We start from the raw sequence: 26,311 nt of genomic DNA on the forward strand, positions 1-26,311 counted from the left end.
ATGATCGAGATCCGCAAACAGAACCCCGCCTTCGGACTCGGCACCTACACCGAACTCCAGTCCTCCAACCCCGCCGTCCTCGCCTTCCTCCGCGAATACGGCGACGACCTGGTGCTCTGCGTCCACAACTTCTCCCGGTTCGCACAGCCCACGGAACTCGATCTGCGGGTCTACGACGGACGGCACCCCGTCGAGCTGATCGGCGGCGTGCGCTTCCCCGCCATCGGTGAACTGCCCTACCTGCTGACCCTCGCGGGCCACGGTTTCTACTGGTTCCGGCTCACCCGAGTCGCATCCCGCATCGGCCGCCGCCGCTGAGCGTCGGCGCCGAGGAAAGGACGCGTCACCATGCCGAAGACCATCACTCCCCGGCCGAGGGCCGCGACCACCGACCGGCCCCTGGCCTCGCTGAGCGGGCTGCTGCGCGAATGGCTGCCCCTGCAGCGCTGGTTCGCGGGCAAGGACCGGCCTGTCACCGATCTGTCGCTGCTGTCCATGAGCGAGCTGTTCCCGGGATGTCTGCACCTGCTGGTCCACGCCTCGCACGCGCCCGTGCCCACTCCCGGCGGCACGCCGCCGCCCGGCGACTGCTACCAACTGCTCCTGGGCGTGCGCGAGCACCTCGCACCACGGCTGGAACGGGCGTACGTCGGCCGTGTCGAGGAGGGTCCGTTCGCCGGCCTCGCCGTGTACGACGCGCTGCAGGACCCGCGCTCTGCCCATCTGCTCCTGGAGCGGCTGCGGCAGCCCGGCACCTCGGGTCCACTGTGCTTCGAGAAGGCCCCGGGCGTCCATCTGTCCGGCGGGCTCCCGCCGCGGCTGCTGGACGCCGAGCAGTCCAACTCGTCGATCATCTACGGCGACGCGTACATCCTGAAGCTCTTCCGGCGCATCCAGCCGGGCGTCAACCCCGACCTCGAGGTGCCGGGTGCGCTGGCCGCGCAGGGGTGTGAGCGGGTGCCGGCGCCGGTCGCCTGGTTCAGCACAAGTGCTCCGAGCCCGGCCACGCTGGGCGTCCTGCAGCCGTTCCTGCCGGACGCCACCGACGGCTGGACGCTGGCGCTGCGCGCGCTCGCCACGGGTGACGACTTCACCACCGAGGCCCGGGAGCTGGGCCGGGCCATGGCCGAGGTGCACCTCGCGCTGGCCGACGCCTTCCCGCCGGCCGGGCCGGGCGAGAACGGCCGTACCGCGGAGGCGATGTGCGCGCGGCTGGACGCGGCCACGCACGCGGTGCCCGCGCTGCGGCCCTTCGTGCCGGGCCTGCGGGCCGCGTTCGGCGCGCTGGCCACGTGCGACACCGGGCCGCCGGCCCAGCGCATCCACGGCGATCTGCACCTCGGGCAGGTGCTGCAGGCGGGGCGCGACTGGTTCGTCATCGACTTCGAGGGCGAGCCGTCCCGGCCGCTGGCCGAGCGGCGGGCCGCGCAGTCCCCGGTGCGTGACGTGGCCGGGATGCTGCGCTCCTTCGACTATGCGGCCCGGCAGCGCCGCCCCTGGCGTCCGGAGTGGGCGCGCCGCTGCCGCGAGGCGTTCTGCGCGGGCTACGCGGCCCGCGCCGGGTGGGATCCACGCAAGAAGCACGCGCTGCTGCGCGCGCACGAGACCGACAGGGCGGTGTACGAGGTGCTGTACGAGGCGAGACACCGTCCGGACTGGCTTCCGGTTCCGATGGCCGCGATCCAGCGGCTCGCGGTGTGGGGAGGCTGACGTCATGACACGGAACGACACCGCACTCCCCCGGCCCGCGGGACCCGCTCCGTCCGCGGCCGCCCCGCTCGACCAGGGCGACCGCGACCGTCTGCTGGGCGGTGCGCACCACGACCCGCACGCGCTGCTGGGCGCCCACCCGGTGGCGGGCGGCACGCTGTTCCGGGCGCTGCGCCCGAACGCCCGCAAGGTCAGCGTCGTCGTCGACGGGACGCACAGCGCGCTGGCATCGGAGGGCGGCGGTCTGTTCGCCGCCGTGCTGCCGTACGACGAGATCCCGTCGTACACGCTGCATGTCGCGTACGACGACGGTGAGCAGGAGGCGGAGGATCCGTACCGCTTCCTGCCCGCCCTCGGCGAGCTGGACCTGCACCTGATCCGCGAGGGCCGGCACGAGCAGCTGTGGCGGGCGCTCGGTGCCGAGCCCATGACGCATCAGGGGGTCGCCGGAACCCGTTTCACCGTGTGGGCGCCGAACGCCCAAGGGGTGCGGGTCGCGGGCGACTTCACGTACTGGGACGGCACGCAGTACCCGATGCGCTCGCTCGGCGCCTCGGGCGTGTGGGAGCTGTTCGTGCCGGGCATCGGCGAGGGCGCGCGGTACAAGTTCGAGATCACCTCCCGCCACGGCGACCGGTTCCTGAAGGCGGACCCGATGGCCCGCCGTACCGAGGTCCCGTCCGCGACCGCGTCCGTCGTCACGGTCTCGCGGTACGAGTGGGGCGACGTGGAGTGGATGGCCCACCGGGGCGACACGCCCGTCCACGAGGCGCCGCTCTCCGTGTACGAGGTCCATCTGCCCTCCTGGCACCCGGGGCTGACGTACCGCCAGCTGGCGGACGAACTGCCCGCCTACGTCCAGGAGATGGGCTTCACTCATGTCGAGCTGATGCCGGTCGCCGGGCATCCCTTCAGTGGCTCCTGGGGCTACCAGGTCACCTCCTACTACGCACCCACGCCCCGCCTCGGCTCCCCCGACGACTTCAAGTACCTGGTGGACGCGCTGCACCGGGCCGGCATCGGCGTGATCATGGACTGGGTGCCGGCCCACTTCCCCAAGGACGACTGGGCGCTGGCCCGGTTCGACGGTGAGCCGCTGTACGAGCCCGGGGACTGGCGGCGGGCCGAGCATCCGGACTGGGGCACGTACGAGTTCGACTACGGGCGGACCGAGGTGCGCAACTTCCTCGTCGCCAACGCCGTGTACTGGTGCGAGGAGTTCCACATCGACGGGCTGCGGGTGGACGCCGTCGCCTCCATGCTCTACCTCGACTACTCGCGGGACTCCGGGCAGTGGGCGCCGAACGTCTTCGGCGGGCGGGAGGACCTGGACGCGGTGGCCTTCCTGCAGGAGATGAACGCCACCGTCTACCGGCGCTGCCCGGGCGTGGTCACCATCGCCGAGGAGTCCACCGCCTGGGACGGGGTGACCCGGCCGACGGACAGCGGCGGTCTCGGCTTCGGGCTGAAGTGGAACATGGGCTGGATGCACGACTCGCTGGAGTACATCCAGCACGAGCCGGTGCACCGCAAGTACCACCACAACGAGATGACCTTCTCGATGGTGTACGCCTACACCGAGAACTACGTCCTGCCGATCTCCCACGACGAGGTCGTGCACGGCAAGCAGGCCCTGGTGTCGAAGATGCCGGGCGACTGGTGGCAGCGGCGGGCCAACCACCGCGCCTACCTCGGCTTCATGTGGGCCCACCCCGGCAAACAACTGCTCTTCATGGGGCAGGAGTTCGCCCAGGGCGCCGAGTGGTCCGAGGCGCACGGTCCCGAGTGGTGGCTGCTGGACGAGGACTACCACTCCGCAGGGGACCACCGGGGCGTACAGCATCTCGTGCGGGACCTGAACGCGCTGTACCGGGCCACCCCCGCGCTGTGGCAGCGGGACACGGATCCGGGCGGTTTCCGGTGGGTGCAGTGTGACGCGGCGGACGACAATGTCTTCGCGTTCCTGCGGTTCGACACCGAGGGATCTCCTCTGCTGGCGGTGTCCAACCTCTCGCCCGTGGTCCGTGGCGACTACCGTCTCTGGGTCCCTGACGAGGTCCCCGCCTGGCAGGAGGCGCTGAACTCGGACGACGCGCGCTACGGCGGCAGCGGTGTCGGCGTCGGCGCTCCGGGAGCGATCAAGCCCGAGGACGGGTTCCTCCGGCTCACGCTGCCGCCGCTCGCCACTGTCTGGTTGACGCCCGTGCGCTGAACCCACAGGTGTCGGCTGCCCGCTCCGGGGGGCAGTCAGGGTCGTACAGACCTACGACTGCTCCTCGTCACCAACAGAAGGGCGGCCCGCGTGCGCACTGTCGGAGTGGAGGAGGAACTCCTTCTGGTCGACCCGGACAGCGGGGAGCCGAAGCCGCTGTCGGCCGTGTTCCTCGCCCGTGCCACCCAGGACGATCCCGGACAGGACGTCTTCCAGAAGGAGTTGTTCGGGCAGATGCTGGAGTTCGCCACGCATCCGCAGGCGGACATGGCGGACCTCGGCGCCGAGATCGTGCGCTGCCGCAAGGAGGCGTCCCGGCTGGCCGGCGAGATCGGCTGCGCGGTCGCCGCGCTCGCCACGTACCCGATGCCGGTGACCCCCTCGCTCACCGTGCACGAGCGCTACCAGTGGATGGCCGGGCGGTACGGGATGACCGCCCAGGAGCAGCTCGTGTGCGGCTGCCATGCGCATGTTTCGGTGGAGTCCGACGAGGAGGGCGTCGCCGTCCTCGACCGCATCCGGCCGTGGCTTGCGGTGCTCCTGGCGCTGAGCGCCAACTCGCCCTTCTGGCAGGGCCGGGACACCGGCTACGTCAGCTACCGCGGCCGGGTGGTGCGGCGTTGGCCGCAGGCGGGGCCGAACGAGCTGTTCGGCTCGGCCGAGCGGTACCACCGGCTGGTGCGGGACATGGTGGCCAGCAGGGTCATCCTCGACCGGGGGATGCTGTACTTCGACGCACGCCTGTCCGCGAGTTACCCGACGGTGGAGATCCGGGTGGCGGACGTGTGCCTGCGCGCGGACACCACCGTCCTGATCGCCACGCTGACCCGTGCCCTGGTGGAGACGGCGGCCCGCGAGTGGCGGGCGGGCCGGCCGCCACTCGACCACAGTGTGAGCATGCTGAGGCTCGCCGCCTGGCAGGCCGCCCAGTCCGGCCTGGACGAGGACCTGTTGGACCCCGTGACCATGCTGCCCCGGCCCGCGGCGGAGGTGCTGTACGCGCTGCTGGAGCACACCGGGGACGCGCTCACCGACAGTGGTGACGCGGCCGGCGTCGAGGAGGCCGTCGCCAGGGTGCTGCGCCGGGGCAACGGCGCTCGCGAGCAGCGGCTGCTCATGGAGCGGACGGGCAGCCTGCGGGACGTCGTGACCGCCTGTGTGCGGCACACCCAGGACTGAGGGGCGGTCCGCCGGGGGCCTGGTTCAGGTGACTCGTGTGCTCAACGGCCGCTGGACACGCACAGATCATCAGCGGATCACGACTTGCCTGTTCCTGGCCCCGAAACCGCTTGCCTGGGCTACATTCGAGCACCGCCGGCAACTGAGCCGACCGGCGGAGTCACCCTCCGTACACCTCGGGAGCAGCGCATGCGCGACGACGCCCTCGCTCCACCAGCCGTTCCGTCGATGACCGGCGGGCTCGCCGACAGCATCTTCGAGACCGCGGACCGCAATCCGACGCTGCCCCTCCTCGCGCGGCGCACGGACGCGGCGCCCGGCGTGTGGGAGGAGGTGACGGCGGTCGAGTTGCGGGACGAAGTGGTCGACCTGGCCAAGGGCCTGATCGCCTCGGGGATCTCCCCGGGCCACCGGGTGGCCGTGATGGCGAGGACCCGTTACGAGTGGACGGTGTTCGCCCACGCGCTGTGGACCGTCGGCGCGGAGGTCGTCCCGATCCACCCGTCGTCCTCGCGGGACCAGGTGGAATGGATCCTGCGGGACGCCAACTGCGTGGCCGTGGTGGTGGAGGACGAGCAGGGCATCATGACGGTCGGCACCGTGTGTGCGGGGCTGCCGCGGCTGAAGCACGTATGGCAGCTGGACGCGGACGCGTCGGCCCGGCTGGCCGAGCAGGGTGCGCTCGTTCCGCTGACCACGGTGGAGTCGCTGCGCCGGATCGTGCTGCCGGACGCGACGGCGGTCATCGCCTACACCTCGGGCACCACCGGCCGGCCGCTGGGCTGCGCACTGAGCCACCGCGGTCTGGCCCACCCGTGCGACATCCTGCTCGCCGGCTGGGGGCACACCGCGGCGCCCCCGGGCGAACAACCGTCGGTGCTCGCCTTCCTGCCCTTCTCCCATGTCTACGGGCTCATGATCCAGGTGATCTGCGTGCGCGGCGGGGTCCTGATGGCGCACGAGCCGGAGATGACGGCGGAGGCCCTCGCCTCGGCGCTGCGCACGTTCCGGCCGACGTACCTGTACGGCGTGCCGTCGGTGTTCGAGAAGCTGTACAAGACCTTCCTGAGGACCGCTCAGCAGGCGGGCCGGGGTGCGCTGTTCGAGCGGGCGGCCCAGACCGCGCGGGACTTCGCCGAGGCGGAGGAGCGCCGGCGGCTGGGCCTCGGGCCGGGTCCCGGGTTCGATCTGCGGCTGCAACACGCCCTGTACGAGCGGACGGTGTACCGCAGGCTGCGGGTCGCGCTCGGCGGGCGCGCCGTACGGGGCACCTCGGGCGGCTCGTCACTCAGCCGGGAACTGTCCCTGTTCTACGAGGGCATCGGGCTGTACCTGCACGACGGTTACGGGCTGACGGAGACCTCCGGCGGGATCACCATGCAGCCGCTGGGCCGGGAGAAGTCCGGGACCGTGGGCCGGCCGCTGCCGGGCACCGAGGTCCAGGTGGCCGACGACGGCGAGATCCTGGTGCGCGGCCCGTCGGTGTTCCAGGGCTATGTCGGCGACGAGGCGCGGACGCGGGCCACGCTGTACGGCGGCTGGCTGGCCACCGGGGACATCGGACGGCTGGACTCCGAGGGCTATCTGACGATCACCGGCCGGAAGAAGGACGTGATCGTCACCAGCAGCGGCAAGAGCGTGGCGCCGGCCCCGCTGGAGCAGCGGCTGCGCATGCATCCGCTGGTGCACCAGGCGGTGGTCGTCGGCGACGACCGGCCCTGCGTGGGGGCCCTGATCACGCTGGACCCGGAGTTCCTCGCGCACTGGCGGGCCGGCCTGGCCCTGCAGGGCGAGTCGCCGAGCCGGGAGGCCCGGGAGGAGAACGCGCTCAGGGAGGAGATCGCGCGGGCGGTCGCCTCGGCCAACAGTGCGGTGTCCCGCTCGGAGTCCATCAGGGTCTACCGCGTCCTCGCGGAGCCGTTCGCACCGGACAACGGGCTGCTGACGCCGTCGATGAAGCTGCGCCGGGACGCCATAGCGCGCCACTACGCCGCCGAGATCGACGCCATGTACGAGGCCCGGTCGCGCGCGGCCCGGCGGCCGGGTCCCGAGGAGCCGGCCGACTGGGACGAGTCGGACAACGTCTTCCGCTAGAAGGTGCAGGCAGGGAGCCCCGGTGGCCGGGCGGACGGGTAACCCGGCCCGGCTGGGGGAACCCGCAGCAGTGGAGCGATCAGCAACGACGACCGCCCTGGCCGCGAGGGGCCGCCGGCCCCGACCGGACGGGGCCGGGGAATGCGAGATGGCGACGGAGCCGCGAGGGGACGACACACCGCCCTCGGAGGAGTGGGCCGAGCGGGCGTTCTCCTTCCCGGGCGAGCTGCGCAATGTGACGGGGGCGCGGCTCGCTGCGGAGGAGTTCCTGTGCGCCCTCGCCCGGGACGCGCCGCCCGGCACGCCCGAGTACTGGGACGACATCCTGCTGGTCGTCACGGAACTGGCTGCCAACGCCGTTCAGTACGCCCCCGGGCCCTTCGGTCTGCGGATGCGCCGCACCTTCGACGGGGTGCACGTGACGATGCACGACACCAGCACCACCCGGCCCGAGCCACGGCCCTTCCAGCCGAGTGCGGGCGGCGGCGGCATCGGCTGGCACCTGGTGCACACGCTGTGCAGTCAGGTGAGCGTCGTCGTCGAGGACCAGGGCAAGGACATCCACGTGTTCCTGCCCTGGTGACGGGGAGCGCCGCACACGTGGTGTCCATGAGTACGACGTGTATCTGTGCGAGATCGGGTTACTACTGGCCTCAGCAGGGGCATGCTGGTGCCCACGCGTTCGTCTGCCTGCCGCACCCAGCTGGCGGAACGGCTCGGGGCACGGTGGGATCGGTGTGGCCGCAGCGATCCCGGGCACGCGAACGGCGTCGAGTCGGACCGCCTGGAGCCGCAGAGAGGGATGAACACCGTGACACGACCCAGGATCCTGGTGGTTGGCGCAGGCTTCGCCGGAGTCGAGTGCGTCCGCCGCCTGGAGCGGAAGCTCACCCCGGACGAGGCCGACGTCACGCTGGTGACGCCGTACGCCTACCAGCTCTACCTCCCCCTACTGCCCCAGGTCGCCTCCGGTGTGCTGACACCGCAGTCGATCGCCGTCTCGCTGCGCCGCAGCAAGAAGTACCGCACCCGGATCATCCCGGGCGGTGCCATCGGCGTGGACCTGAAGTCCAAGGTCTGTGTCGTCCGCACCATCACCGACGACGTCGTCAACGAGCGGTACGACTACATCGTCCTGGCGCCGGGCAGCGTGACCCGCACCTTCGACATCCCGGGGCTCACCGAGCACGCCTTCGGGCTGAAGACCCTCGCCGAGGCCGCCTACCTCCGCGACCACGTCATCTCGCAGCTGGACCTCGCGGACGCCAGCGACGACCCGGCCGAGCGGGCCGCGCGGCTCCAGTTCGTGGTGGTCGGCGGCGGTTACGCGGGCACCGAGACCGCGGCCTGTCTGCAACGCCTCACACACGCGGCCGTGCAGCGCTATCCGCGTCTCGACCCGAACCTGATCAGGTGGCACCTCATCGACATCGCGCCCAAGCTCATGCCGGAGCTGGGCGACAAGCTGGGCCGCAGCGCGCAGGAGATCCTGCGGCGGCGCGGCATCGACGTCTCGCTGGGCGTGTCGATCGACAAGGCGGGAGCCGAGGAGGTCACCTTCACCGACGGCCGGGTGGTGCCGACGCACACCCTGATCTGGACGGCCGGTGTGGTGGCGAGCCCGCTGATCGCCACGCTCGGCGCGGAGACGGTCCGCGGCAGGCTCGCGGTCACCACCGAGATGACCCTGCCCGGTCACGACGGGGTGTTCGCGCTCGGCGACGCGGCCGCCGTGCCCGACAAGGTCAAGGCCGAGGAGACCGCGGTCTGCCCGCCCACCGCCCAGCACGCCATGCGCCAGGGCCGGAAGGTCGCCGACAACGTCATCGCGACGCTGCGGGGCGAGCCGCTGCTGCCGTACGTGCACAAGGACCTGGGCCTCGTCGTCGACCTCGGCGGCAAGGACGCCGTGTCCAAGCCGCTGGGCATCGAGCTGCGGGGCGTGCCCGCGCAGGCGGTGGCCCGCGGCTATCACTGGTCGGCGCTGCGCACCAACGTCGCCAAGACCCGTGTCATGACCAACTGGCTGCTGAACGCGGTCGCCGGCGACGACTTCGTCCGCACCGGTTTCCAGTCCCGCAAACCGGCCCGACTGAAGGACTTCGAGTACACGGACACCTATCTGACACCGGAACAGGTCCGCGCCCGGGCGGAGGGTGGCGACGCCGCGAGTTCGTGATGTGACCCAGACCACCGGAGATCGCTGATCACTTCCCGGTCGGTCGGCGGTCTTACCCGGTGATCAGCACACGACACACGGATGGGACACACCGCCATGACCGAGAAGACCGTGAAGGGCCCGGCGAGCTACTTCCCCTCGATCGAGAAGAAGTACGGCCGTCCGGTCGCCGAATGGCAGGAGCTGATCCGTTCCTCGCCGCTGACCAAGCACATGGAGCTGGTGGCCTGGCTCAAGTCCGAGCACGGCCTGGGACACGGCCACGCCAACGCGCTCGTCGCGTACACGCTGGCGGAGGGCGAGTAGCAGGTCGGCCGAGGGCGGTCGGGCCGGGCCGCCGTGCCATGCTGGGGCGGAGATCAAGTTCTGGCACGGGAGAGAGCACGGCGGCGTGAGGGCAGCGGTTCGGTCGGGGTGGGCACGGATGCGGGACCGGCTCGCGGCGTCCGATCCCGGGCTGCTGCGGCTCACCGCGGGTCTGCGCACGGTGGCCGCCATCGTCCTCACCCTTGCCGTGCTGGCCCTGCTGCGGGTCCCGGTCCCGCAGCTCGTCGCGGGCGCCATGGCGTCGATGGTCGCGACCTTCGCCCTCCGCGAGAAGCAGCGCTCCCAGCAGGCCGTCACCCTCGCGCTGGGCCTGCCGGTGGCGCTCGCCTCGGTGTCCCTCGGGGCGCTGCTGAACCAACGGGTCGTCGTGGGCGACCTGTTCTTCGTCGCCCTCATCTTCTGTGCCGTCTACGGCCGCCGGTTCGGCGACCGCGGCACGGCGCTGGGCCTCATCGGCTTCCAGATCTACTTCCTCTCCCTGTTCGTGCACGCGACCACCGCCACGCTGCCCGCCCTGTACGGCGTGATCACCGTGGCGTTCATGTGCAGTGCCGCAGCCCGCTTCGTCCTGCTGCCCGAGACCCCGGCGGGCACCCTCGACCGGCTGCGCCAGGCCTTCAGGGCCCGGCTCGGGCAGCTGATCGCGGCCCAGATCGAGCTGCTGGACGCCGGTCCCGACGAGGTCGAGAAGGTGCTGGCGCACCTGCGCACCGGCACCGCCCGGCTGCACGAGACGGCGCTGATGATCCAGGGCCGGCTGGAGGAGGGCACCGCCGACGAGGCGACGGCACGCTTGCTGCAGCGCCGGGTCGCCGACGCCGAGATCGCCGCCGAGCGGCTCGGTCTGCTGCTGCTCACCGCCCGCAGCGCCGAACGGACGGACACGCTCACCCTGCATCTGCCCGGCGCACCCCTGCCGTCCGGCGGCGAGCTGCCGGTGCGCGACGAGGCGACGGTGGTGCTGCGCCGGGACCTGGAGGCGCTGCGCCTGCTGGTGCTGCGCCCGGTCGGCGAGGCCTCGGGGACCGCGCTGGCGCAGGTGCGCAACCGGCTGCTCGGCTATCGCGAGGAGGAGAACCTGCCCAAGGCGTCCCCTGCCGTACAGGACGTCTTCCGGGGGCTCGGCGAGGCCGCGCGGGCCGTCCTCGGGCTGCGGGTTGCCATGGACGGGCCGCAGGACGAGTCCGACGACACACCGGCGACGGCCCGGTCCCGCGAGGAGCTGGACGCCGAGGACGCGGCCATCGAGAGCGGCGAGGAGGCCGAGCCCGCGAAGCCGGAGCCGACCGGGCTCGGGCGGCCCACCACCCGGGCCGCGGTGCAGGTGGCCGTCGGTTCGGCCCTGGCCATCGCGGGCGGTGAGCTGCTGTCCAGCCAGCGCTGGTACTGGGCGGTGCTGACCTGCTGGATCGTTTTCCTGAACACCGCGTCCACCGGCGAGATCCTGGTGAAGGGCTACCGGCGGCTGGTCGGCACGGTCCTCGGCGTGGTGGCGGGCATCGGGCTCGCGGGACTGGTCGGGCACCACACCTGGACGGCGTTCGCGCTGGTGCTGGTGTGCATCTTCGCCATGTTCTTCACCGCGCCCCTGTCCTACACGCTGATGTCGTTCTTCGTGACGGCGATGCTGGGGCTGCTGTACACGCTGCTGAGCACCTACAGCGTGTCGGTGCTGGTGCTGCGCGTGGAGGAGACGGCGCTCGGCGCAGCCTGCGGGATGATCGCGGCGGCCGTGGTCCTGCCGGTCCACACCGACCGGCGCACCAACGACCTGCTCGTCGACGTCCTCGACAAGCTGGCGGACGTCACCCGGGCCGCCATGGACCAGCTGAGCGGCGCGCCGCCGGCCGACCTGGTGGACCAGGCCCGCGACCTGGACCAGGCGCTGGCCGACCTGCGCGCCGCCACCCAGCCGCTCACCCACCCGATCGCCCCGCAGCGCGGCCGCCGGGACACCGCCCGGTACGTGGTGGCCCTGCTGGAGACCTGCGCCTACCACGCACGGTCGCTGGCGGCCACGGCCGAACTCCTGCCGACGCACCCGTCGATCGCGGCGGATCCGCGGCTGCGCGGGGCCGGCCGGCGCATCGTGCACAACATCGAGGCGATCGCCGCGCACGTCGCCGACCCCCGCTCGACGGCGGGGATCGAGACCGGCCCCAGCATCGCGTCGATGCTGGAACCCGGCACCCTGCGCACCCCGCGCTACGGCCGGGTGACCGACCGGGTGCTGCGGCATCTGCAGCGCCTGGACGAGGCGGTGTCCGGTCTGGCCCGGCCGCTGGGCATCGCGCGGGAGCGGTCCGGGAAGTGACGGCCGGTCACCCGGCGGTCCGGCCGCACTGCCGCTGCCCCAGTGCCACGGCACGTACGCGCGCGCAGCTGCGGTTGATGAGCCGGGAGACGTGCATCTGGGAGATGCCGAGCCGGTCGGCGATGCGGCTCTGCGTCATGTCCTCGAAGAAGCGCATGTAGAGGATGGCCCGCTCCCGTTCGGGCAGCCGGCGCAGCCCCTCCTTGGCGGCCTCGCGGTCGACGACGACGTCGTACGAGGAGTCCGTGGCGCCCAGCGTGTCGGCCAGGCTGTGGCCGTCTTCGCCGGGGGACGGCTCGGCGTCCAGCGAGAGGGTGCTGAAGCTCTCCAGCGCCTCCACGCCCTCGGCGACCTGGTCCTCGGTGAGGCCGGTGTGCGCGGCGATGTCGGCGGCGGTGGGTTCGGGCGCGCCGGGGTGCTGGGTGAGTTCGCGGCGGGCCAGGCGCACCCGGTTGCGCAGCTCCTGCACCCGGCGCGGCACCCGCACGGCCCACATCCGGTCCCGGAAGTGCCGCTTCACCTCGCCGGTGATGGTCGGGACGGCGTAGCTCTCGAAGGCTCCCCTGGAGGGGTCGTACCGGTCGATGGCCTTGACCAGGCCGAGCGCGGCCACCTGGCGCAGATCCTCGGTGGACTCCCCACGGTCGCGGAACCGGCCGGCGATCCGGTGGGCCATGGGCAGCCACTCGGTCGCCAGTTCGTCGCGTACGGCGTCCCGTTCGGGGCCGTCGTCCAGTTCGACGAGCCGCGCGAAGAGGGCCGCGGTATCGGGGGCGTCGTCATGGGTCCGCCGCGCTGCGGCGACGGATACGGTGTCGGTCAGCATGCGCAATCGCTCCTGAACAGTCGTTTTCAGGTCCTGGACGGAAGCAGGGTGCGCCTGCCCGCCCGCGCAGGCGGCAAACACGGCGTGCGAGCACTTCGGCCACCGGTGTGTCGTCCGGAGTGAAACGAGTCACGTGACCCGCTCTCGATTGGATGAATTCCGGGAAGATGGTTTACCGTTCATCCATAAGTGGTGACGGAGTCGACCGGAACCGTCCTCCCTTACCACCGCATACGGCCCTGGCTGGTCTCCCCCGTCCAGCCAGGGCTTTTTCATGCCTCCGCGGCACATCGCCGACAGAAACCCGCTTCCTTCGAGGTGCCCCGGACGGCAGCAGCGGCTGAAATGGGCTGGGGGAAACCACCCGAACCGCTGCCGGCGAGGAGTCCCGCGCCATGACCAAAGCGATAAAACTGCTGACCGCCCTCCCGCAGGCCCAGCGCGAGCGGCTGATGGAGCTGGCCAAGGAGGTGTCCTTCCCTGAGGACACCCGCATCTTCGAGGCGGGCGGCACCGCCGACCGCTTCTGGGTGGTCCGCTCCGGCGCGGTCCACCTGGACCAGCAGGTCACCTCCCGGCAGCGGGTCACCGTGGCCACGCTCGGCGCGGGCGACATGCTCGGCTGGTCCTGGCTGTTCCCGCCGTACGAGTGGGACTTCGGCGCCGTGGCCTTCAGCAACGTCCGGGCGTACGAGTTCGACGGACCGTCGGTGCTCGCGCTCTGCGTGGAGGACCCGCTGCTCGGGCTGTCGCTGGTGCGCACGGTCGCCGAGGTCCTCGCCCACCGCCTGGAGACGACCCGCGGCAAGCTGATGGAGCAGTACACGATCCGGCGGCGCAGCGGCCCCCTCTAGGCCCTCAGATCCGATAGCGCCGCAGCGCCGGGACCGCCGCGGCGAGCCCCAGCATGACCACCACCACCAGCGCGCCGCCACCCGCCACGGCCGCCCTGGGGCCGAACGCCGAGCCCGCGGTGCCGTGCAGCACGTCGGCCAGGCGCGGACCGCCCGCGACGACCACGGTGAACACCCCCTGCATCCGGCCGCGCATCTCGTCGGTCGCGGCGGACAGCAGGATCGCCCCGCGGAACACCATGGAGACCATGTCGGCGACCCCGGCCGCGGCGAGGAAGGCCACGGCCACCCAGAGGTTGCCGCTCAGCCCGAACCCGGCGACGGCCACGCCCCAGCCGACGACCGCGCCGATGACCATCCAGCCGTGCCGCCGCGCCCGCGAGAAGACGCCGGAGAACAGACCGCCGAGCACCGCGCCGACCGGGATACCGGCGAACAGCACACCGAGCGCCAGCCCTTCGCCGTAGGAGCCGTACGTCTGCGCGGCCAGCTGCGGGAACAGGGCGCGGGGCATGCCGAAGACCATGGCCACGATGTCGGCCAGGAACGAGAGCAGCAGCACCTTGTGCCCGGAGATGTAGCGGAACCCGGCCGCGATCTCGCGCACCCCGGCCCGGCGCACCGGCACGTCGCCCAGCGGCGGCAGCGCGGGCAGCCGGAACACCGCCCACACGGTGACGCACAGCGCCAGTGCATCGATCAGGTACAGCTCGGGCAGCCCGATGACCGGGATCAGCGCACCGGCCAGCAGCGGACCCGCGACGAGGCCGGTCTGCATCACCGTCGAGCCGAGCGCGCCCGCCGCCGCGAGCTGCTCGGCCGGGACGAGGCGGGCGACGGAGGCGGTGCGGGCCGGGGAGTTGAGGCCGAAGAACGCCTGCTGCACGGCGAGCAGCAGCATGAGGACCACGACGGAGTCCAGGCCGGTGACGGCCTGGGTCCAGAACAGCACCGAGGTCACGGCGATCCCGCTGTTGGTGACCAGCAGCAGCTTGCGCCGGTCCACCGTGTCGGCGACCGCCCCGCCCCACAGCGCGAACACCACCATGGGCACCAGACCGGCGAGGCTGGCGTAGCCGACCCAGGCCGAGGAGTGGGTGATGTCGTAGATCTGCTTGGGTACGGCGACGGCGGTCAGCTGGCTGCCGACGGCGGTGACGATGGTCGACGACCACAGCCGCCGGTAGGCGGGGATGCGCAGCGGCCGGGTGTCCATCGCCCAGCGGCGCCAGCCGCGCCGGGGCGGGGCCTGAGCGGCCGGGCGGCCGTCCTCGGTGTCGGCGTCGGGTTCGGTGCTGCTCTCGCTCGTGTCCACGGGCTTCCTGGTTGCTCGATACATCTTTCGATTTCGAGCCTCACTATGGCAGCAACTTTCGCGCCTGCCGAACGGGTTGTTCCTGGATCCGGCCGCTCAGGATCCGGTGCCTCAGGATCCGGCGAGGAGCGTGGCGCCGAGCGCCAGCATGGTGACGGCGACCAGGCCGTCCAGGACCCGCCAGGCGGTGGGCCGGGCGAGGAAGCGGCCGAGCAGTCGCGCGCCGAAGCCGAGCGCGGCGAACCAGCACAGGCTCGCGAGGGCGGCGCCGAGCCCGAAGGTCCAGCGCAGCGGGCCGCGGTCGGCGGCGAGGGAGCCGAGCAGGAACACGGTGTCCAGGTAGACGTGCGGGTTGAGCCAGGTCATCGCCAGGCAGGTCAGGATCGCGCGCCGCCGTGAGCCGACCGCCTCGCCCTCCGCGCGCAGGCCGGTACCGGGCCTGAGGACGCGGCGGGCGGCGAGGGCGCCGTAACACAGCAGGAACACGCCGCCGATGAGCCCGACGGCCCGTACCGCGCCCGGCCAGGCCACCACCACCGCCCCGACCCCGCCGACGCCGAGGGCTATGAGCAGCGCGTCGGACAGGGCGCAGATGCCGACCACGGCGAGAACGGCGTCGCGGCGCACTCCCTGGCGCAGGACGAAGGCGTTCTGGGCGCCGATGGCGACGATCAGGGAGAGGCCGGTGCCGAATCCGGCGGCCGCGGCGGTCAGTGCGTGGTTCATACCGTCGACGTTAGGCAAACGATCAGTGCAGGTACAGCTAAAGATTCTTACGTATCCTTAGCGCTCGTGATGGAGGAGCTTCCCCTGGAGCAGGTGCGGACACTGCTCGCCGTGGTGGACGAGGGCACGTTCGACGCGGCGGCCGCGGCCCTGCATGTGACGCCGTCGGCGGTCAGCCAGCGGGTCAAGGCGCTGGAGCAGCGCACCGGCCGGGTGCTGCTCCAGCGCACCAAGCCGGTGCGCCCGACGGAGTCCGGGGCGGTGCTGGTCCGCTTCGCCCGGCAGCTGGCCCGGCTGGAGCGGGACGCGCGCGGCGAGCTCGGCCTGAGCGGTGCCGGCGAGCCCACGCGGGTGTCGGTCGCGGTGAACGCGGACTCGCTGGCGACCTGGTTCCTGAGTGCTCTCACCCGGGTGGAGGGGCTCTGCTACGAGCTGCACCGGGAGGACGAGGCCCATACGGCGGCGTTGCTGCGCGAGGGCCTGGTGATGGCGGCCGTGACCTCCTCGCCCGACCCGGTGCCGGGCTGCACGGTCCGCGCGCTGGGCCGGATGAGGTACGTGGCCGCGGCCGCACCGGGGTTCGCCGAGCGGTACCTGGACGGGCCGCTGCGGGATCTCCTGCCGGAGGCTCCCGTCGTGGTCTTCGACCGCAAGGACGAATTCCAGGACGCCTTCGTACGGCGGCTGGGCAGCACGGGCGCCGGCCGGCTGCGGCACTACGTGCCGTCCTCGGAGGGCTTCGCCGACGCGGTCACCGCGGGCCTCGGCTGGGGCATGATCCCGGAGCCCGAGGCCCGGCCGCTGCTGGACGAGGGCCGCCTCGTCGCGCTCGCCCCGCGGGAGTGGTTCGACGTCCCGCTGTACTGGCAGCAGTGGAAACTGGACTCCCCCGCACTGGCGGCCCTGGCCGAGGCGGTGACGGCGACGGCGGCCGAGGCACTGCGCCGGTGACGGTGACGGTCAGGGCGTCTGCGGGTCGAGCCGCCCGGCCGCGCTGTCCAGCAGCATCTCCAGGGCCGTCGGGTAGGCGCTGGTGACCATGCGCCGGGCCAGCAGCGGGGCCGCCTCGGCGATGCGGGGGTGGGTGGCACGGGGCAGCCGGGCGTAGGTCGAGTGCCACTTGTCCTCGTCGGCCCGCTGGGAGGCGCTCGGCAGGGCCAGGGAGGCGGCGTCGAGGGCCGCGAAGGCCAGCGTCTGGTCGATGAAGGCGTGGTAGACGCGGACCGTCTCCGGCAGCGAGAACCCGGCCGTGCGCAGGACGTCCAGCACCGCTTCGTCTGCGGCCAGTTCCTGGGCGCGCCCGGTCACCCGGTTGGCCGTCAGCAGCGCCGCCTGCGGGTGCGCGACGTACGCGGCGTGGATGCGCAGCCCGATCGTCCGCAGGTCCGCCCGCCACTGTCCCGTCGGCTCCCAGCCCGCCAGGGCCTGCCCGATGAGCGCGTCACCGATGGCCAGGGTCAGGTCGTCCATGCCCCGGAAGTACCGGTAGAGCGTGCTGGGATCGCAGTCCAGGGCGAGACCCAGGCGGCGCGCGGTGAGTCCGGTGCTGCCGTGCTCCCGCAGCAGACGGAGCGCGGTCTCCACGATCAGCGGCTCGGACAGCACGGTGCCACTGCGGGTCGGACGGCGCCGGCGGCGCTTCTCCTCGGGCACCACGGGCTTGGGCACGACGGATCCTCCCTGCGAGTCCTTATGCCAACGCCATTGACCTTACGCCATGCCCCGGCGTTGGATTCCCGGCAAGGCGCGCCTGCCCCGTCCCCGTTACGTTCGTGTCAGGCAGGGAGTTTCAGATATGCGTGTACTGCTCGTGGGAGCCGGCGGTGTGGGCACCGCCATCACCCGGATCGCGGCCCGTCGCCCGTTCCTCGACCTGATGGTGGTCGCCGACTACGACCCCGCACGGGCCGAGGCGGCGGTCGCGGCCCTCGGCGACGCCGGGAGCCGGTTCCGCGCCGAGCGCGTGGACGCCTCCGACGAGGCCGGGGTGGCCCGGCTGCTCGCCCACCACGGCTGCGACGTCCTGCTCAACGCCACCGACCCGCGCTTCGTCATGCCGCTGTTCCGCGCGGCACGCGCCGTCGGCGCCGACTATGTCGACATGGCGATGTCCCTGTCCCGCCCGCACCCCGAACGGCCGTACGAGGAGTGCGGGGTCAAGCTGGGCGACGAGCAGTTCGCGCTGGCCGAGGAGTGGGAGAAGGCGGGCGCGCTCGCCCTGGTCGGCATGGGCGTGGAGCCGGGACTGTCGGACGTCTTCGCCCGCCACGCGGCCGACGAACTCTTCGACACCATCGAGGAGATCGGCATCCGCGACGGCGCGAACCTCACCGTCGACGGCTACGACTTCGCGCCCTCCTTCAGCATCTGGACCACCATCGAGGAGTGTCTGAACCCGCCGGTCGTGTACGAGACCGGGCGCGGCTGGTTCACCACGCCCCCGTTCAGCGAGCCGGAGGTGTTCGACTTCCCCGAGGGCATCGGCCCGGTGGAGTGCGTGAACGTCGAGCACGAGGAGGTGCTGCTGGTCCCGCGCTGGGTCGGCGCGGAGCGCGTCACCTTCAAGTACGGCCTGGGCAACGAGTTCATCGAGACCCTGAAGACCCTGCACCGGCTGGGACTCGACCGCACCGAGCCGGTGACCGTGGCCGGACCGGACGGGCCGGTCTCCGTCTCGCCGCGGGACGTGGTCGCCGCGTGCCTGCCGGATCCGGCGACGCTGGGCGACCGGATGCGCGGCAAGACCTGCGCGGGTACCTGGGTGCGCGGCACGAAGGACGGGGCGCCGCGCGAGGTGTACCTGTACCACGTCGTCGACAACCAGTGGTCCATGGCGGAGTACGGCTGTCAGGCGGTGGTGTGGCAGACGGCGGTCAATCCGGTGGTCGCCCTCGAACTCCTCGCCACCGGCGCCTGGTCGGGCACCGGCGTCCTCGGCCCGGAGGCCTTCCCGGCGCGTCCCTTCCTCGACCTGCTGACCGAGTACGGCTCCCCGTGGGGTGTCCGGGAACAGTGACGCGGCCGGTATCCGCTGTTTCACCGCGCATCGACAGGTGACCCGAAGGCGAGTACGCATCTTCCAGGGGCAGGTACGACCTCGATCGCAGGTGACGTTGATGGACGACTGGCGAGACCGCGCCGCATGCCGCCGCGAGGAACCCGACCTCTTCTTCCCGATCGGCAGCACGGGACCGGCACTGGTGCAGGCACAGCGGGCGAAGGCGGTGTGCGGCCGCTGCGGCGTCCGCGAGGAGTGCCTGCGCTGGGCACTGGACACCGGACAGGCCGCGGGCGTCTGGGGAGGCATGACGGAGACGGAACGCCGCGCCCAGGCCCGGCGCATGAGGGTACGGCGCCCGCGCTAGGACGAGGCCGTCCGGAGGGAGAAGCTTGCGGGAGCGGCGGCCCGCCGGGCTGCCCCGCTCGCCGGCCCGCAGGTCCGCGCGCGATCCTGCTCAGCTTCTTGGACCACCCCTCCGGGGGCTCCGACACCTCCTGCTCAGGCTGACCGTTTCGGCCGAGGAGACGTCCCGTGGTCGGATCACGGGACGTCCACCGGCGGCGGAGCGGCCGGCAGCCGCAGGGTGAACACCGCGCCCGCGTCCGGCTCGCTCGCCGCCTCCGCCGTACCGCCGTGGGCCGCGACCAGGTGGCGGACGATCGGGAGGCCGAGGCCGCTGCCGCCGGTGCGGCGGCTGCGGGACTTCTCGGCGCGCCAGAACCGGTCGAAGACGTGCGGCAGGTCCTCGGGGGCGATGCCCGAGCCGGTGTCGGTGACGGTCAGCAGGACCGACTCGCCGTCGCGGCGGGCGGCCAGGGTGATCGTGCCGTCGGCGGGGGTGTGCCGCAGCGCGTTGGACACCAGGTTCCCGAGGGCCTGCCGCATGCGCACGGGGTCCGCGTCCAGCCAGGCGGCGGCGTCGGCCCCGGTGCGCAGGGCGACCCCGGCGGCGTCGGCGGCGACCCGGTGGGCGGCGGCGACCTGGTCGAGCAGGTCGCCGGCGTGCAGCGGCTCGCGGTGCAGGCGCAGGGTGCCGGCGTCGGCGGCCGCGAGATCCTGCAGGTCGTCGATGATCCGCTGGAGCACCAGCGACTCCTCGTGCAGGGAGGCCAGCAGGGCCGGGTCCGGGTCGACGACGCCGTCGCGGACGACCTCCAGCCAGCCGCGGATGTTGGTGAGCGGGCTGCGCAGTTCGTGGGCGATGTCGCTGACCATCGCCTTGCGCTGGGCCTCCAGGCGTTCGCGTCGCTCGGTCAGGTCGTTGAACGCCTCGGCGAGGATGCCGGTCTCGTCCCGGGTGGTCACCGGCACCCGCACATGCAGTTCGGGCGGCTGCTGCGCGGCCGCGGTCAGCGCGCGCAGGGGTCGTACGAGCCGTACGGCGACGACGGCGGTCACGGCGACGGTGACGGCGAGGACCAGCCCGGCCGCCCCGACCACCTTGGCCTTGTTGCCCGTGGACATGTCGAAGCGGGAGGGGTTCTGGTCCCCGATGCCCAGGAACAGCTCGGCGACCGGGGCGACATACGGCTCCAGCTGGATGCGGCGGGCGCTCAGCACGCAGCTCTGCGACGCCTGGACGGCGGCCTTGCTGTCGGCCACCCGGGGGGTCTTGCCCACCAGGAAGCCGCCGGCGAAAGGATTCCTCGCGCTGGGGTCGAAGGTGAGGAACAGCCGGCCGCCGATGTCCAGCCCCGCCCGTTTCAGGCACGGCCGGGCCAGCGCCGTGAGGTCGGTCAGGGCCTGCTCCTCCGTCGCTGTGGGGGTGTTCAGCTGCCCGTCCCCGCACTGCTGCGAGGCGTAGGAGATGTCGGTGCCCTCCGGGGTGCTGATCACGGGACGGCCGCTCGGGGTCCGGACGACCGTGCCGTCGACGCCGAAGTGCTCGTAGCACTGCCTGCGCTTGGCGGCCAGCGCGTCCAGCCGGTCCCGCTCCTCGGCCGTGACCCGGTACGGCCCCACCACCCGGGGGTCGATGCCGCTGAGCCGGCTCCCGGAGTCGGTGTAGGTGTCGGTGCGCAGAGGGTCGACGGTGGCGGCGGGCCGGGGCGGCAGCGGAGTGCCACGCGGCGCGGAGTCGGCGACCAGGGTGCCGTCGGCGTTCGTCAGGGCGATGCGCCGGCCGGTGCCGCGGGCCAGGTCACGGACCGTGCGCTGGACGCCCGGCCAGTCCGGGTGAGCGGCCGCGTACCCGCTGAGCTGGGCGAGGATGCTGTTGTCGGCGGCGAGGTCCTGGCCCTGTTCCTCCTTCAGGGCGCTGGTGGTGGTCGTCACCGCGAGCCAGGCGGTGGCCGCCACCGAGCAGACGGCGATGAGGGCCGAGACGAACAGCAGCCGGACGAGCAGCCGTTTGCGCAGCGGTACCCGGCGCTTCACGGCCGGCCGCCGGTCAGCTTGTAGCCGACGCCGAACACCGTCACCAGGCGCACCGGCCGCCGCGGGTCGGCCTCGATCTTTCGGCGCAGGTTCATGATGTGCACGTCGACGGCCCGCTCGGTGGAGGCCCGGTCGAAGCCGTGCGTGCACTGCAGCAACTGCCGCCGGGAGAACACCCGGTCCGGCTCCCCCGCCATGGCCAGCAGGATCTGGAACTCGGCCGGCGTGCACTCCACCGGCTTCCCGTCGCAGCTCACCTCGTGCCGTACGGGGTCCACGCCGATCCCCCCGGCCCGTACGACCGGATCGTCGCCGCGGACGCTCCCGCCGCGGCCGCTGCGCCGCAGGACCGTACGGATCCGGGCCATCAGCTCGCGCGGGCTGTACGGCTTGGTCATGTAGTCGTCGGCGCCGAGCTCCAGCCCGAGCAGCACGTCGTCCTCGGCGGCGCGGGCGGTGAGCATCACCACGGGGATGTCCGGGTCCTCGCCGCCGCGCAGCACCCGGCACACCCCGAATCCGTCGATGACCGGGAGCATCAGGTCGAGCACGACCAGGTCGGGTCTCAGGCGCCGGGCCGCGTCGAGCGCGGCGGAGCCGTCGTGCACCACCGTGGCGGTGTGCCCCTCGGCCAGCAGGGAGCGGCGGATCAGTTCGGCCTGCTTCTCGTCGTCCTCGGCGACCAGCACATGTGCGCACACGAGTTCGGATCCTAGGCCGCTCAGAGAGCGAGCCAGTCGGCGTACCCCATGACGACCACCGGATGCCGCTCCGGATCGAGGGTGCGCAGGAGGTCCTTCATGTGGGACTTGGCGACGCTGACGCAGCCGTGGGTGGGGCCGCCGTGGTCGACGTGGAACCAGACTCCGCCGCCCCGGCCCAGACCCAGGGGGCGGGTCCAGTCCAGGGGCGAGGTACCCGGCCTGCGGTTGTAGTCGATGGCGACGACGTAGTCGAAGGACCCGGCGAGGGGCTCGCCCTCGAAACCGGTGCCGGGCGAGACGAAGCCGCTGGAGTGGTGGTAGGGAAGCCTGCTGCCCGGGTCGGCCAGCAGGCCTCCGGCGTCGCTGAGGGTGTAGACGCCGACCGGGGAGCGCAGGTCTCCGGCCGTGTGGTGGGCGCTCCAGCCGTGCAGCGCGTTGTAGGCGCGCCACTCGGTGCCCGGCTGCCAGCCGGTGGCGGTGCGCTCGTGCAGCACAACCGTGGACAGCGGGGAGTTCCTGCCGCGCCCGGTGACGACGACGGCCTGCCGGGAGCGGTCCGGTATCGCGGCGTGGATCTTGGGGCCGAGGCCGGCTATCCGCCGGGGTGCCGACTCCACCACGGGCTCGGACGTGGGGGTGGGCGTGGGGGTGGAGGTCAGCGTGGGGGTGGCTGTCGGCGCCGGGCGGGCCGCGGGGGTGCGGCGCTCGGTCGCCTCGGCTCCGCCGCCGCAGCCGGTGAGCAGCAGCGGGGAGACGAGGAGAGCGACGGCGGCTCTGCGATCGATCATGGGTCGACCCTGGCCGACACATGTTTGGAACCCGTCAGGTTCAGGCAGCAGAGCCTCTAGGCCTTGCTCGGCTTGCCCTTCGTGTAGAGCCAGGTGTGGAAGAGACCGTCCAGGTCCTTGCCGGACACCCGCTCGGAGAGCTTCACGAACTGGGCCGTCGTACCGTGCCCGGCCCGGTGCTCGGTCGCCCAGGCGCGCAGAATGCGGAAGAAGTCCTGGTCGCCGACCGCCTTGCGCAGCTCGTGCAGGGCCATCGCGCCGCGGGCGTAGACCGGCGTGTCGAAGATGTTCTTGCCGCTGCCCGGGTCGCCGGGCGGGAAGGCCCACAGGCCGTCGTTCGCCGGGCGGGCGTAGAGCGCGTCGAAGTTCTTCTGGGCGCTGTCGCCGCCGTGCTGCTCGCTGTAGAGCCACTCGGCGTAGGTCGCGAAGCCCTCGTTGAGCCAGATGTCCTTCCAGGTGGTCAGCGATACGGAGTCGCCGAACCACTGGTGGGCGCTCTCGTGGACGAGGGTGCTCAGGTCGGGCGCCGAGTCGTAGACGGGCCGGCTCTGGGTCTCCAGGGCGTAGCCGACGTCGGGTGCGTGGTCGACGATGGAGCCGGCCGCGCGGAACGGGTACGGCCCGAACAGCTTGCTCTCCCACTCCAGCACGGAGGGCAGCTTCTTCAGCACCGGCGCGGCCGCGCGCGCCTCCCGGGCGTCGACGGCGTTGTAGACCTGGATGCCGTCGTGGGTGGTGTACTGCTCGACCTTGAACTTGCCGACGGTGGCGGTGGCCAGGTAGGCGGCCATGGGCTCGGCCTGGTGCCAGCGGAACGTGGTGCGGCCGTCCGCGGTGTGCTGACCGCGCAGGACGCCGTTGGCGACGGCGGTGCGCCCCTTCGGGACCGTGATCGTGAAGTCGTACGACGACTTGTCCTTGGGGTGGTTGTTCCCCGGGAACCACGTCATGGCGCCCTGGGGCTCGCCCGCGACGAACGCCCCGTCGTCGGTGCGGATCCAGCCGTCCGCGGAGCCGTCCGGGTCGGTGACCACCTTGGGGGTGCCGTGGTAGGTGACGGTGACCCGGAACTCCTGGTCCTTGCGCAGCGTGTGGCGCGGGGTGACGACGAGTTCCTGGCCGCTGCGGCGGAAGCCGGCGGCGGTGCGGTCGACGGTGACGCCGGTGACCTTCAGACCCTTGAGGTCCAGGTCGAAGCGGGTCAGCTTCTGGGTGGCGCGGGCGGTGAGGACCGCCTTGCCGTCCAGGTTCCGGGAGGTGGTGTCGTAGCGGAGCGTCAGGTCGTAGTGCTTGACGTGGTAGCCGCCGTTGCCGCTGAGCGGGAAGTAGGGGTCACCCGCGCCCGAGGCGCCGATGGTGCCGGCCGACGCGGTCCCGGCGGCGCCGAGCAGTGCCGCCACGGCGACGGGGACGGCGGCGAGGACCGCCTCACGGCGGAGGACCGCGGTGCGTCGTGGTGAGGTCTGTCTGTGCACTGCCGTCATGGGCGCTCCTTCGGGGGTGGCGATGATCATTCGTCCACAGACTAGGACCGCGACTGTCCCCGTTTCCCCCTCATTCAGGTCAAGTCACGCCGCGTTGCCGCCCGATGCCGCGGGGCGGCCGAAGTACGCTCACAGAGCCGTCCGCGACCGAGAGGAGCCAGACCGTGAGCGTGCGCGTGCGCCGGATCTACGAGCCGCCGGAGCCCGACGACGGCCTGCGGGTGCTGGTGGACCGGCTGTGGCCGCGTGGCCTCGCCAAGGAGGCGGCGCAGATCGACGAGTGGCCCAAGGGACTCACGCCGTCGACGGAGCTGCGCCGCTGGTACCACGCGGGTGAGGCCTCGTACGAGGAGTTCCGCGGCCGCTACGAGGCGGAGCTGACCGCTCCTGAGGCCGCCGAACTCCTCGACGGCCTCAGGAAGTCGGCCCGCAAGGGGCCGGTGACGCTGCTCACGGCGTCCAAGACGCCGGAGCAGAGCCATGCCACGGTACTCGCGGACCTGCTGAAGGGCTGACGTCAGCCCGTCTGCTTCGCCGCCGCCCGGCCCGCCGCGCGCCCCGAGAACAGGCAGCCGCCGAGGAAGGTGCCCTCCAGGGCGTTGTAGCCGTGGACGCCTCCGCCGCCGAAGCCGGCCACCTCGCCCGCCGCGTACAGGCCGCCTACGGGCGTGCCGTCGGGGCCGAGGGCGCGGGAGTCGAGGTCGGTCTGGATGCCGCCGAGGGTCTTGCGGGTCAGGACGTGCAGCCGGACGCCGATCAGGGGGCCCGCTGCCGGGTCGAGGATGCGGTGCGGGGTCGCGACCCGCCCGAGGCGGTCGCCGATGTAGCGGCGGGCGTTGTGGATGCCCTGGACCTGGGAGTCCTTGCTGTACCGATTGGCGATCTGCAGGTCGCGGGCCTCGATCTGGCGGCGCACCTCGGCCGCGTCCAGCAGGGGCTTGTCCGTGAGGCCGTTCATCTTCTCGACCAGCCGCTCCAGGCTGTCCGCGGTGACGAAGTCCGCTCCCTTGTCGAGGAAGGCCTGGACGGGTGCGGGGGCGCCCTTGCCGAGCAGCCGGTTGCGCAGCACGGCACCCCGGTCCTTGGCGGTGATGTCGGGGTTCTGTTCCGAGCCGGAGAGCGCGAACTCCTTCTCGATGATCTTCCGGGTGAGGACGAACCAGGAGTGGTCGTACCCGGCGATGTCCTCGGTGGTGCGCAGGTACTTCAGGGTGCTGAGGGTGTCGTAGCCGGGCAGACAGGGGTCGGGCAGACGGCGGCCGAGGGCGTCGAGCCAGATGGAGGACGGTCCGGGCAGGATGCGGATGCCGTGGCCGGGCCAGACGGGGTTCCAGTTCTGCAGGCCCTCGGTGTAGTGCCACATGCGGTCCCGGTTGACCAGGCGCACGCCCGCCTCGGCGCTGATGTCGAGCATGCGGCCGTCGACGTAGGCAGGGACGCCGGTGACCATCTCGGCGGGGGGCGTGCCGAGCCGCTCGGGCCAGTAGCGGCGGACGATGTCGTGGTCGGCGCCGATGCCGCCGGTGGTGACGATCACCGCCTGGGCGGTGATTTCGAAGTCGCCGACGCGGTCGCGGTTGGAGGCCACGCCGCGCGGCGCGTCGTCGTCGGCCAGGACTGTGCCGCGCACCCCGCGGGCCGCGCCGTCCTCGAGGACGAGTTCGTCGACCTGGTGGCGGTGGTAGAAGGTCAGCAGCCCGTCCCGGGCGGCCTGCCGGGCGTACCGGACGAAGGGTTCGACCACGCCGGTGCCGGTGCCCCAGGCGATGTGGAAGCGGGGTACGGAGTTGCCGTGCCCGTCGGCGCGCAGGTCGCCGCGCTCGGCCCAGCCGACCGTCGGCAGCAGCGTGATGCCGTGCCCTTCCAGCCAGGACCGCTTCTCGCCGGCCGCGAACTCGACGTAGGCGCGGGCCCAGCGCACCGCCCAGGAGTCCTCGTCCTCCAGGCGGTCGAACCGGGCGCTGCCCCGCCAGTCGTTCCAGGCGAGGTCGAAGGAGTCCTTGATGCCGAGGCGCCGCTGCTCGGGCGAGTCGACGAGGAAGAGCCCGCCGAAGGACCAGAACGCCTGGCCGCCGAGGTTGGCGGCGTTCTCCTGGTCGACCAGGGCGACGCGCCGGCCCCGGCTGGTGAGTTCGTGCGCCGCGACCAGACCGGCGAGGCCCGCTCCGACGACGATGACGTCCGCGTCCATGGCGTCCGTTCCTTCCTTCCGCTTGCTTCTG

At 72.3% G+C, this 26,311-nt stretch carries 23 protein-coding genes; 14 read left to right on the forward strand and 9 right to left on the reverse strand.

Annotated features, from left to right (window positions below):
- The 9 genes from ACIRVH_RS41205 to ACIRVH_RS41245 all read left to right on the forward strand — a co-directional run.
- A partial coding sequence (locus tag ACIRVH_RS41205; RefSeq protein WP_403964880.1) for an alpha-glucosidase C-terminal domain-containing protein occupies positions 1 to 318 on the forward strand: 318 nt, incomplete at its 5' end.
- A gap of 30 nt (positions 319 to 348) precedes the next feature.
- Positions 349 to 1,710: a maltokinase gene (locus ACIRVH_RS41210; protein ID WP_403964882.1), complete on the forward strand. Its 1,362-nt coding sequence runs from the start codon at positions 349 to 351 to the stop codon at positions 1,708 to 1,710.
- A gap of 4 nt (positions 1,711 to 1,714) precedes the next feature.
- The gene (glgB, locus tag ACIRVH_RS41215; protein WP_403964884.1) at positions 1,715 to 3,922 is read left to right on the forward strand and encodes a 1,4-alpha-glucan branching enzyme; all 2,208 of its coding nucleotides are present in this window, start codon (positions 1,715 to 1,717) and stop codon (positions 3,920 to 3,922) included.
- A 90-nt stretch (positions 3,923 to 4,012) separates the two neighbouring features.
- Positions 4,013 to 5,101 (forward strand): glutamate--cysteine ligase, encoded by a 1,089-nt coding sequence (locus tag ACIRVH_RS41220; protein ID WP_403964886.1) that lies wholly within the window; start codon positions 4,013 to 4,015, stop codon positions 5,099 to 5,101.
- A gap of 189 nt (positions 5,102 to 5,290) precedes the next feature.
- Positions 5,291 to 7,195 carry an AMP-dependent synthetase/ligase gene (locus tag ACIRVH_RS41225; RefSeq protein WP_403964888.1) on the forward strand — a complete coding sequence of 635 codons (1,905 nt, stop codon included), beginning with the start codon at positions 5,291 to 5,293 and terminating at the stop codon, positions 7,193 to 7,195.
- A 148-nt stretch (positions 7,196 to 7,343) separates the two neighbouring features.
- On the forward strand, positions 7,344 to 7,778 hold the full coding sequence (locus ACIRVH_RS41230; RefSeq protein ID WP_403964890.1) for an ATP-binding protein: 435 nt from the start codon (positions 7,344 to 7,346) through the stop codon (positions 7,776 to 7,778).
- Positions 7,779 to 7,997: 219 nt separating this feature from the next.
- Positions 7,998 to 9,374: an NAD(P)/FAD-dependent oxidoreductase gene (locus ACIRVH_RS41235; RefSeq protein WP_403964892.1), complete on the forward strand. Its 1,377-nt coding sequence runs from the start codon at positions 7,998 to 8,000 to the stop codon at positions 9,372 to 9,374.
- 96 nt (positions 9,375 to 9,470) lie between these two features.
- On the forward strand, positions 9,471 to 9,680 hold the full coding sequence (locus ACIRVH_RS41240; protein ID WP_403964894.1) for a DUF4287 domain-containing protein: 210 nt from the start codon (positions 9,471 to 9,473) through the stop codon (positions 9,678 to 9,680).
- Between the two features lie 118 nt (positions 9,681 to 9,798).
- On the forward strand, positions 9,799 to 12,015 hold the full coding sequence (locus ACIRVH_RS41245; protein ID WP_403964896.1) for an FUSC family protein: 2,217 nt from the start codon (positions 9,799 to 9,801) through the stop codon (positions 12,013 to 12,015).
- Positions 12,016 to 12,022: 7 nt separating this feature from the next.
- On the opposite strand, the gene ACIRVH_RS41250 is transcribed toward ACIRVH_RS41245, so the two are convergent.
- Complete coding sequence (locus tag ACIRVH_RS41250) at positions 12,023 to 12,841, reverse strand: SigB/SigF/SigG family RNA polymerase sigma factor (RefSeq protein ID WP_403964898.1); 819 nt, start codon at positions 12,839 to 12,841, stop codon at positions 12,023 to 12,025.
- Between the two features lie 395 nt (positions 12,842 to 13,236).
- Here ACIRVH_RS41250 and ACIRVH_RS41255 point away from each other — a divergent pair, with 395 nt between their 5' ends.
- The gene (locus tag ACIRVH_RS41255) at positions 13,237 to 13,695 is read left to right on the forward strand and encodes a cyclic nucleotide-binding domain-containing protein (RefSeq protein ID WP_386578654.1); all 459 of its coding nucleotides are present in this window, start codon (positions 13,237 to 13,239) and stop codon (positions 13,693 to 13,695) included.
- Between the two features lie 4 nt (positions 13,696 to 13,699).
- On the opposite strand, the gene ACIRVH_RS41260 is transcribed toward ACIRVH_RS41255, so the two are convergent.
- Together ACIRVH_RS41260 and ACIRVH_RS41265 are read right to left on the reverse strand one after the other, a co-directional pair.
- On the reverse strand, positions 13,700 to 15,010 hold the full coding sequence (locus ACIRVH_RS41260; protein WP_403964901.1) for an MFS transporter: 1,311 nt from the start codon (positions 15,008 to 15,010) through the stop codon (positions 13,700 to 13,702).
- Positions 15,011 to 15,121: 111 nt separating this feature from the next.
- Complete coding sequence (locus ACIRVH_RS41265) at positions 15,122 to 15,736, reverse strand: LysE/ArgO family amino acid transporter (protein WP_403964903.1); 615 nt, start codon at positions 15,734 to 15,736, stop codon at positions 15,122 to 15,124.
- A gap of 66 nt (positions 15,737 to 15,802) precedes the next feature.
- Here ACIRVH_RS41265 and ACIRVH_RS41270 point away from each other — a divergent pair, with 66 nt between their 5' ends.
- On the forward strand, positions 15,803 to 16,687 hold the full coding sequence (locus tag ACIRVH_RS41270) for a LysR family transcriptional regulator ArgP (protein ID WP_403964905.1): 885 nt from the start codon (positions 15,803 to 15,805) through the stop codon (positions 16,685 to 16,687).
- 9 nt (positions 16,688 to 16,696) lie between these two features.
- Here the strand turns inward: ACIRVH_RS41270 and ACIRVH_RS41275 are convergent, their stop codons facing one another.
- The gene (locus tag ACIRVH_RS41275; RefSeq protein WP_403964907.1) at positions 16,697 to 17,404 is read right to left on the reverse strand and encodes a TetR/AcrR family transcriptional regulator; all 708 of its coding nucleotides are present in this window, start codon (positions 17,402 to 17,404) and stop codon (positions 16,697 to 16,699) included.
- A 127-nt stretch (positions 17,405 to 17,531) separates the two neighbouring features.
- Here ACIRVH_RS41275 and ACIRVH_RS41280 point away from each other — a divergent pair, with 127 nt between their 5' ends.
- Both ACIRVH_RS41280 and ACIRVH_RS41285 read left to right on the forward strand, forming a co-directional pair.
- The gene (locus tag ACIRVH_RS41280) at positions 17,532 to 18,752 is read left to right on the forward strand and encodes a saccharopine dehydrogenase family protein (RefSeq protein WP_403964909.1); all 1,221 of its coding nucleotides are present in this window, start codon (positions 17,532 to 17,534) and stop codon (positions 18,750 to 18,752) included.
- Positions 18,753 to 18,852: 100 nt separating this feature from the next.
- Positions 18,853 to 19,101, forward strand: a complete 249-nt coding sequence (locus ACIRVH_RS41285; protein ID WP_403964911.1) for a WhiB family transcriptional regulator — start codon at positions 18,853 to 18,855, stop codon at positions 19,099 to 19,101.
- Between the two features lie 176 nt (positions 19,102 to 19,277).
- Here the strand turns inward: ACIRVH_RS41285 and ACIRVH_RS41290 are convergent, their stop codons facing one another.
- Genes ACIRVH_RS41290 through ACIRVH_RS41305 form a run of 4 tightly spaced genes read right to left on the reverse strand, consistent with a single transcriptional unit; the run spans position 19,278 to position 24,089 of the window.
- Entirely contained in the window at positions 19,278 to 21,113 is a 1,836-nt protein-coding gene (locus tag ACIRVH_RS41290) for a sensor histidine kinase (protein WP_403964913.1), read from the reverse strand.
- The gene (locus ACIRVH_RS41295; RefSeq protein ID WP_403964915.1) at positions 21,110 to 21,814 is read right to left on the reverse strand and encodes a response regulator transcription factor; all 705 of its coding nucleotides are present in this window, start codon (positions 21,812 to 21,814) and stop codon (positions 21,110 to 21,112) included. The genes ACIRVH_RS41290 and ACIRVH_RS41295 overlap by 4 nt, the downstream gene beginning before the upstream one ends.
- 20 nt (positions 21,815 to 21,834) lie before the next feature.
- The gene (locus ACIRVH_RS41300; RefSeq protein ID WP_403964917.1) at positions 21,835 to 22,605 is read right to left on the reverse strand and encodes a L,D-transpeptidase family protein; all 771 of its coding nucleotides are present in this window, start codon (positions 22,603 to 22,605) and stop codon (positions 21,835 to 21,837) included.
- Positions 22,606 to 22,661: 56 nt separating this feature from the next.
- Positions 22,662 to 24,089: a M1 family metallopeptidase gene (locus ACIRVH_RS41305; protein WP_403964919.1), complete on the reverse strand. Its 1,428-nt coding sequence runs from the start codon at positions 24,087 to 24,089 to the stop codon at positions 22,662 to 22,664.
- A 164-nt stretch (positions 24,090 to 24,253) separates the two neighbouring features.
- On the opposite strand from ACIRVH_RS41305, the gene ACIRVH_RS41310 reads away from it, so the two are divergent.
- Entirely contained in the window at positions 24,254 to 24,604 is a 351-nt protein-coding gene (locus tag ACIRVH_RS41310; RefSeq protein ID WP_403964921.1) for a DUF488 domain-containing protein, read from the forward strand.
- Positions 24,605 to 24,606: 2 nt separating this feature from the next.
- Here ACIRVH_RS41310 and ACIRVH_RS41315 read toward each other — a convergent pair whose 3' ends face one another.
- Positions 24,607 to 26,280, reverse strand: coding sequence for an FAD-binding dehydrogenase (locus ACIRVH_RS41315; RefSeq protein WP_403964923.1), 1,674 nt, complete (start codon positions 26,278 to 26,280; stop codon positions 24,607 to 24,609).
- Positions 26,281 to 26,311 lie beyond the last annotated feature (31 nt).

The sequence above is a fragment of the Streptomyces sp. NPDC101165 genome (assembly GCF_044768135.1).
Lineage (GTDB): Bacteria > Actinomycetota > Actinomycetes > Streptomycetales > Streptomycetaceae > Streptomyces.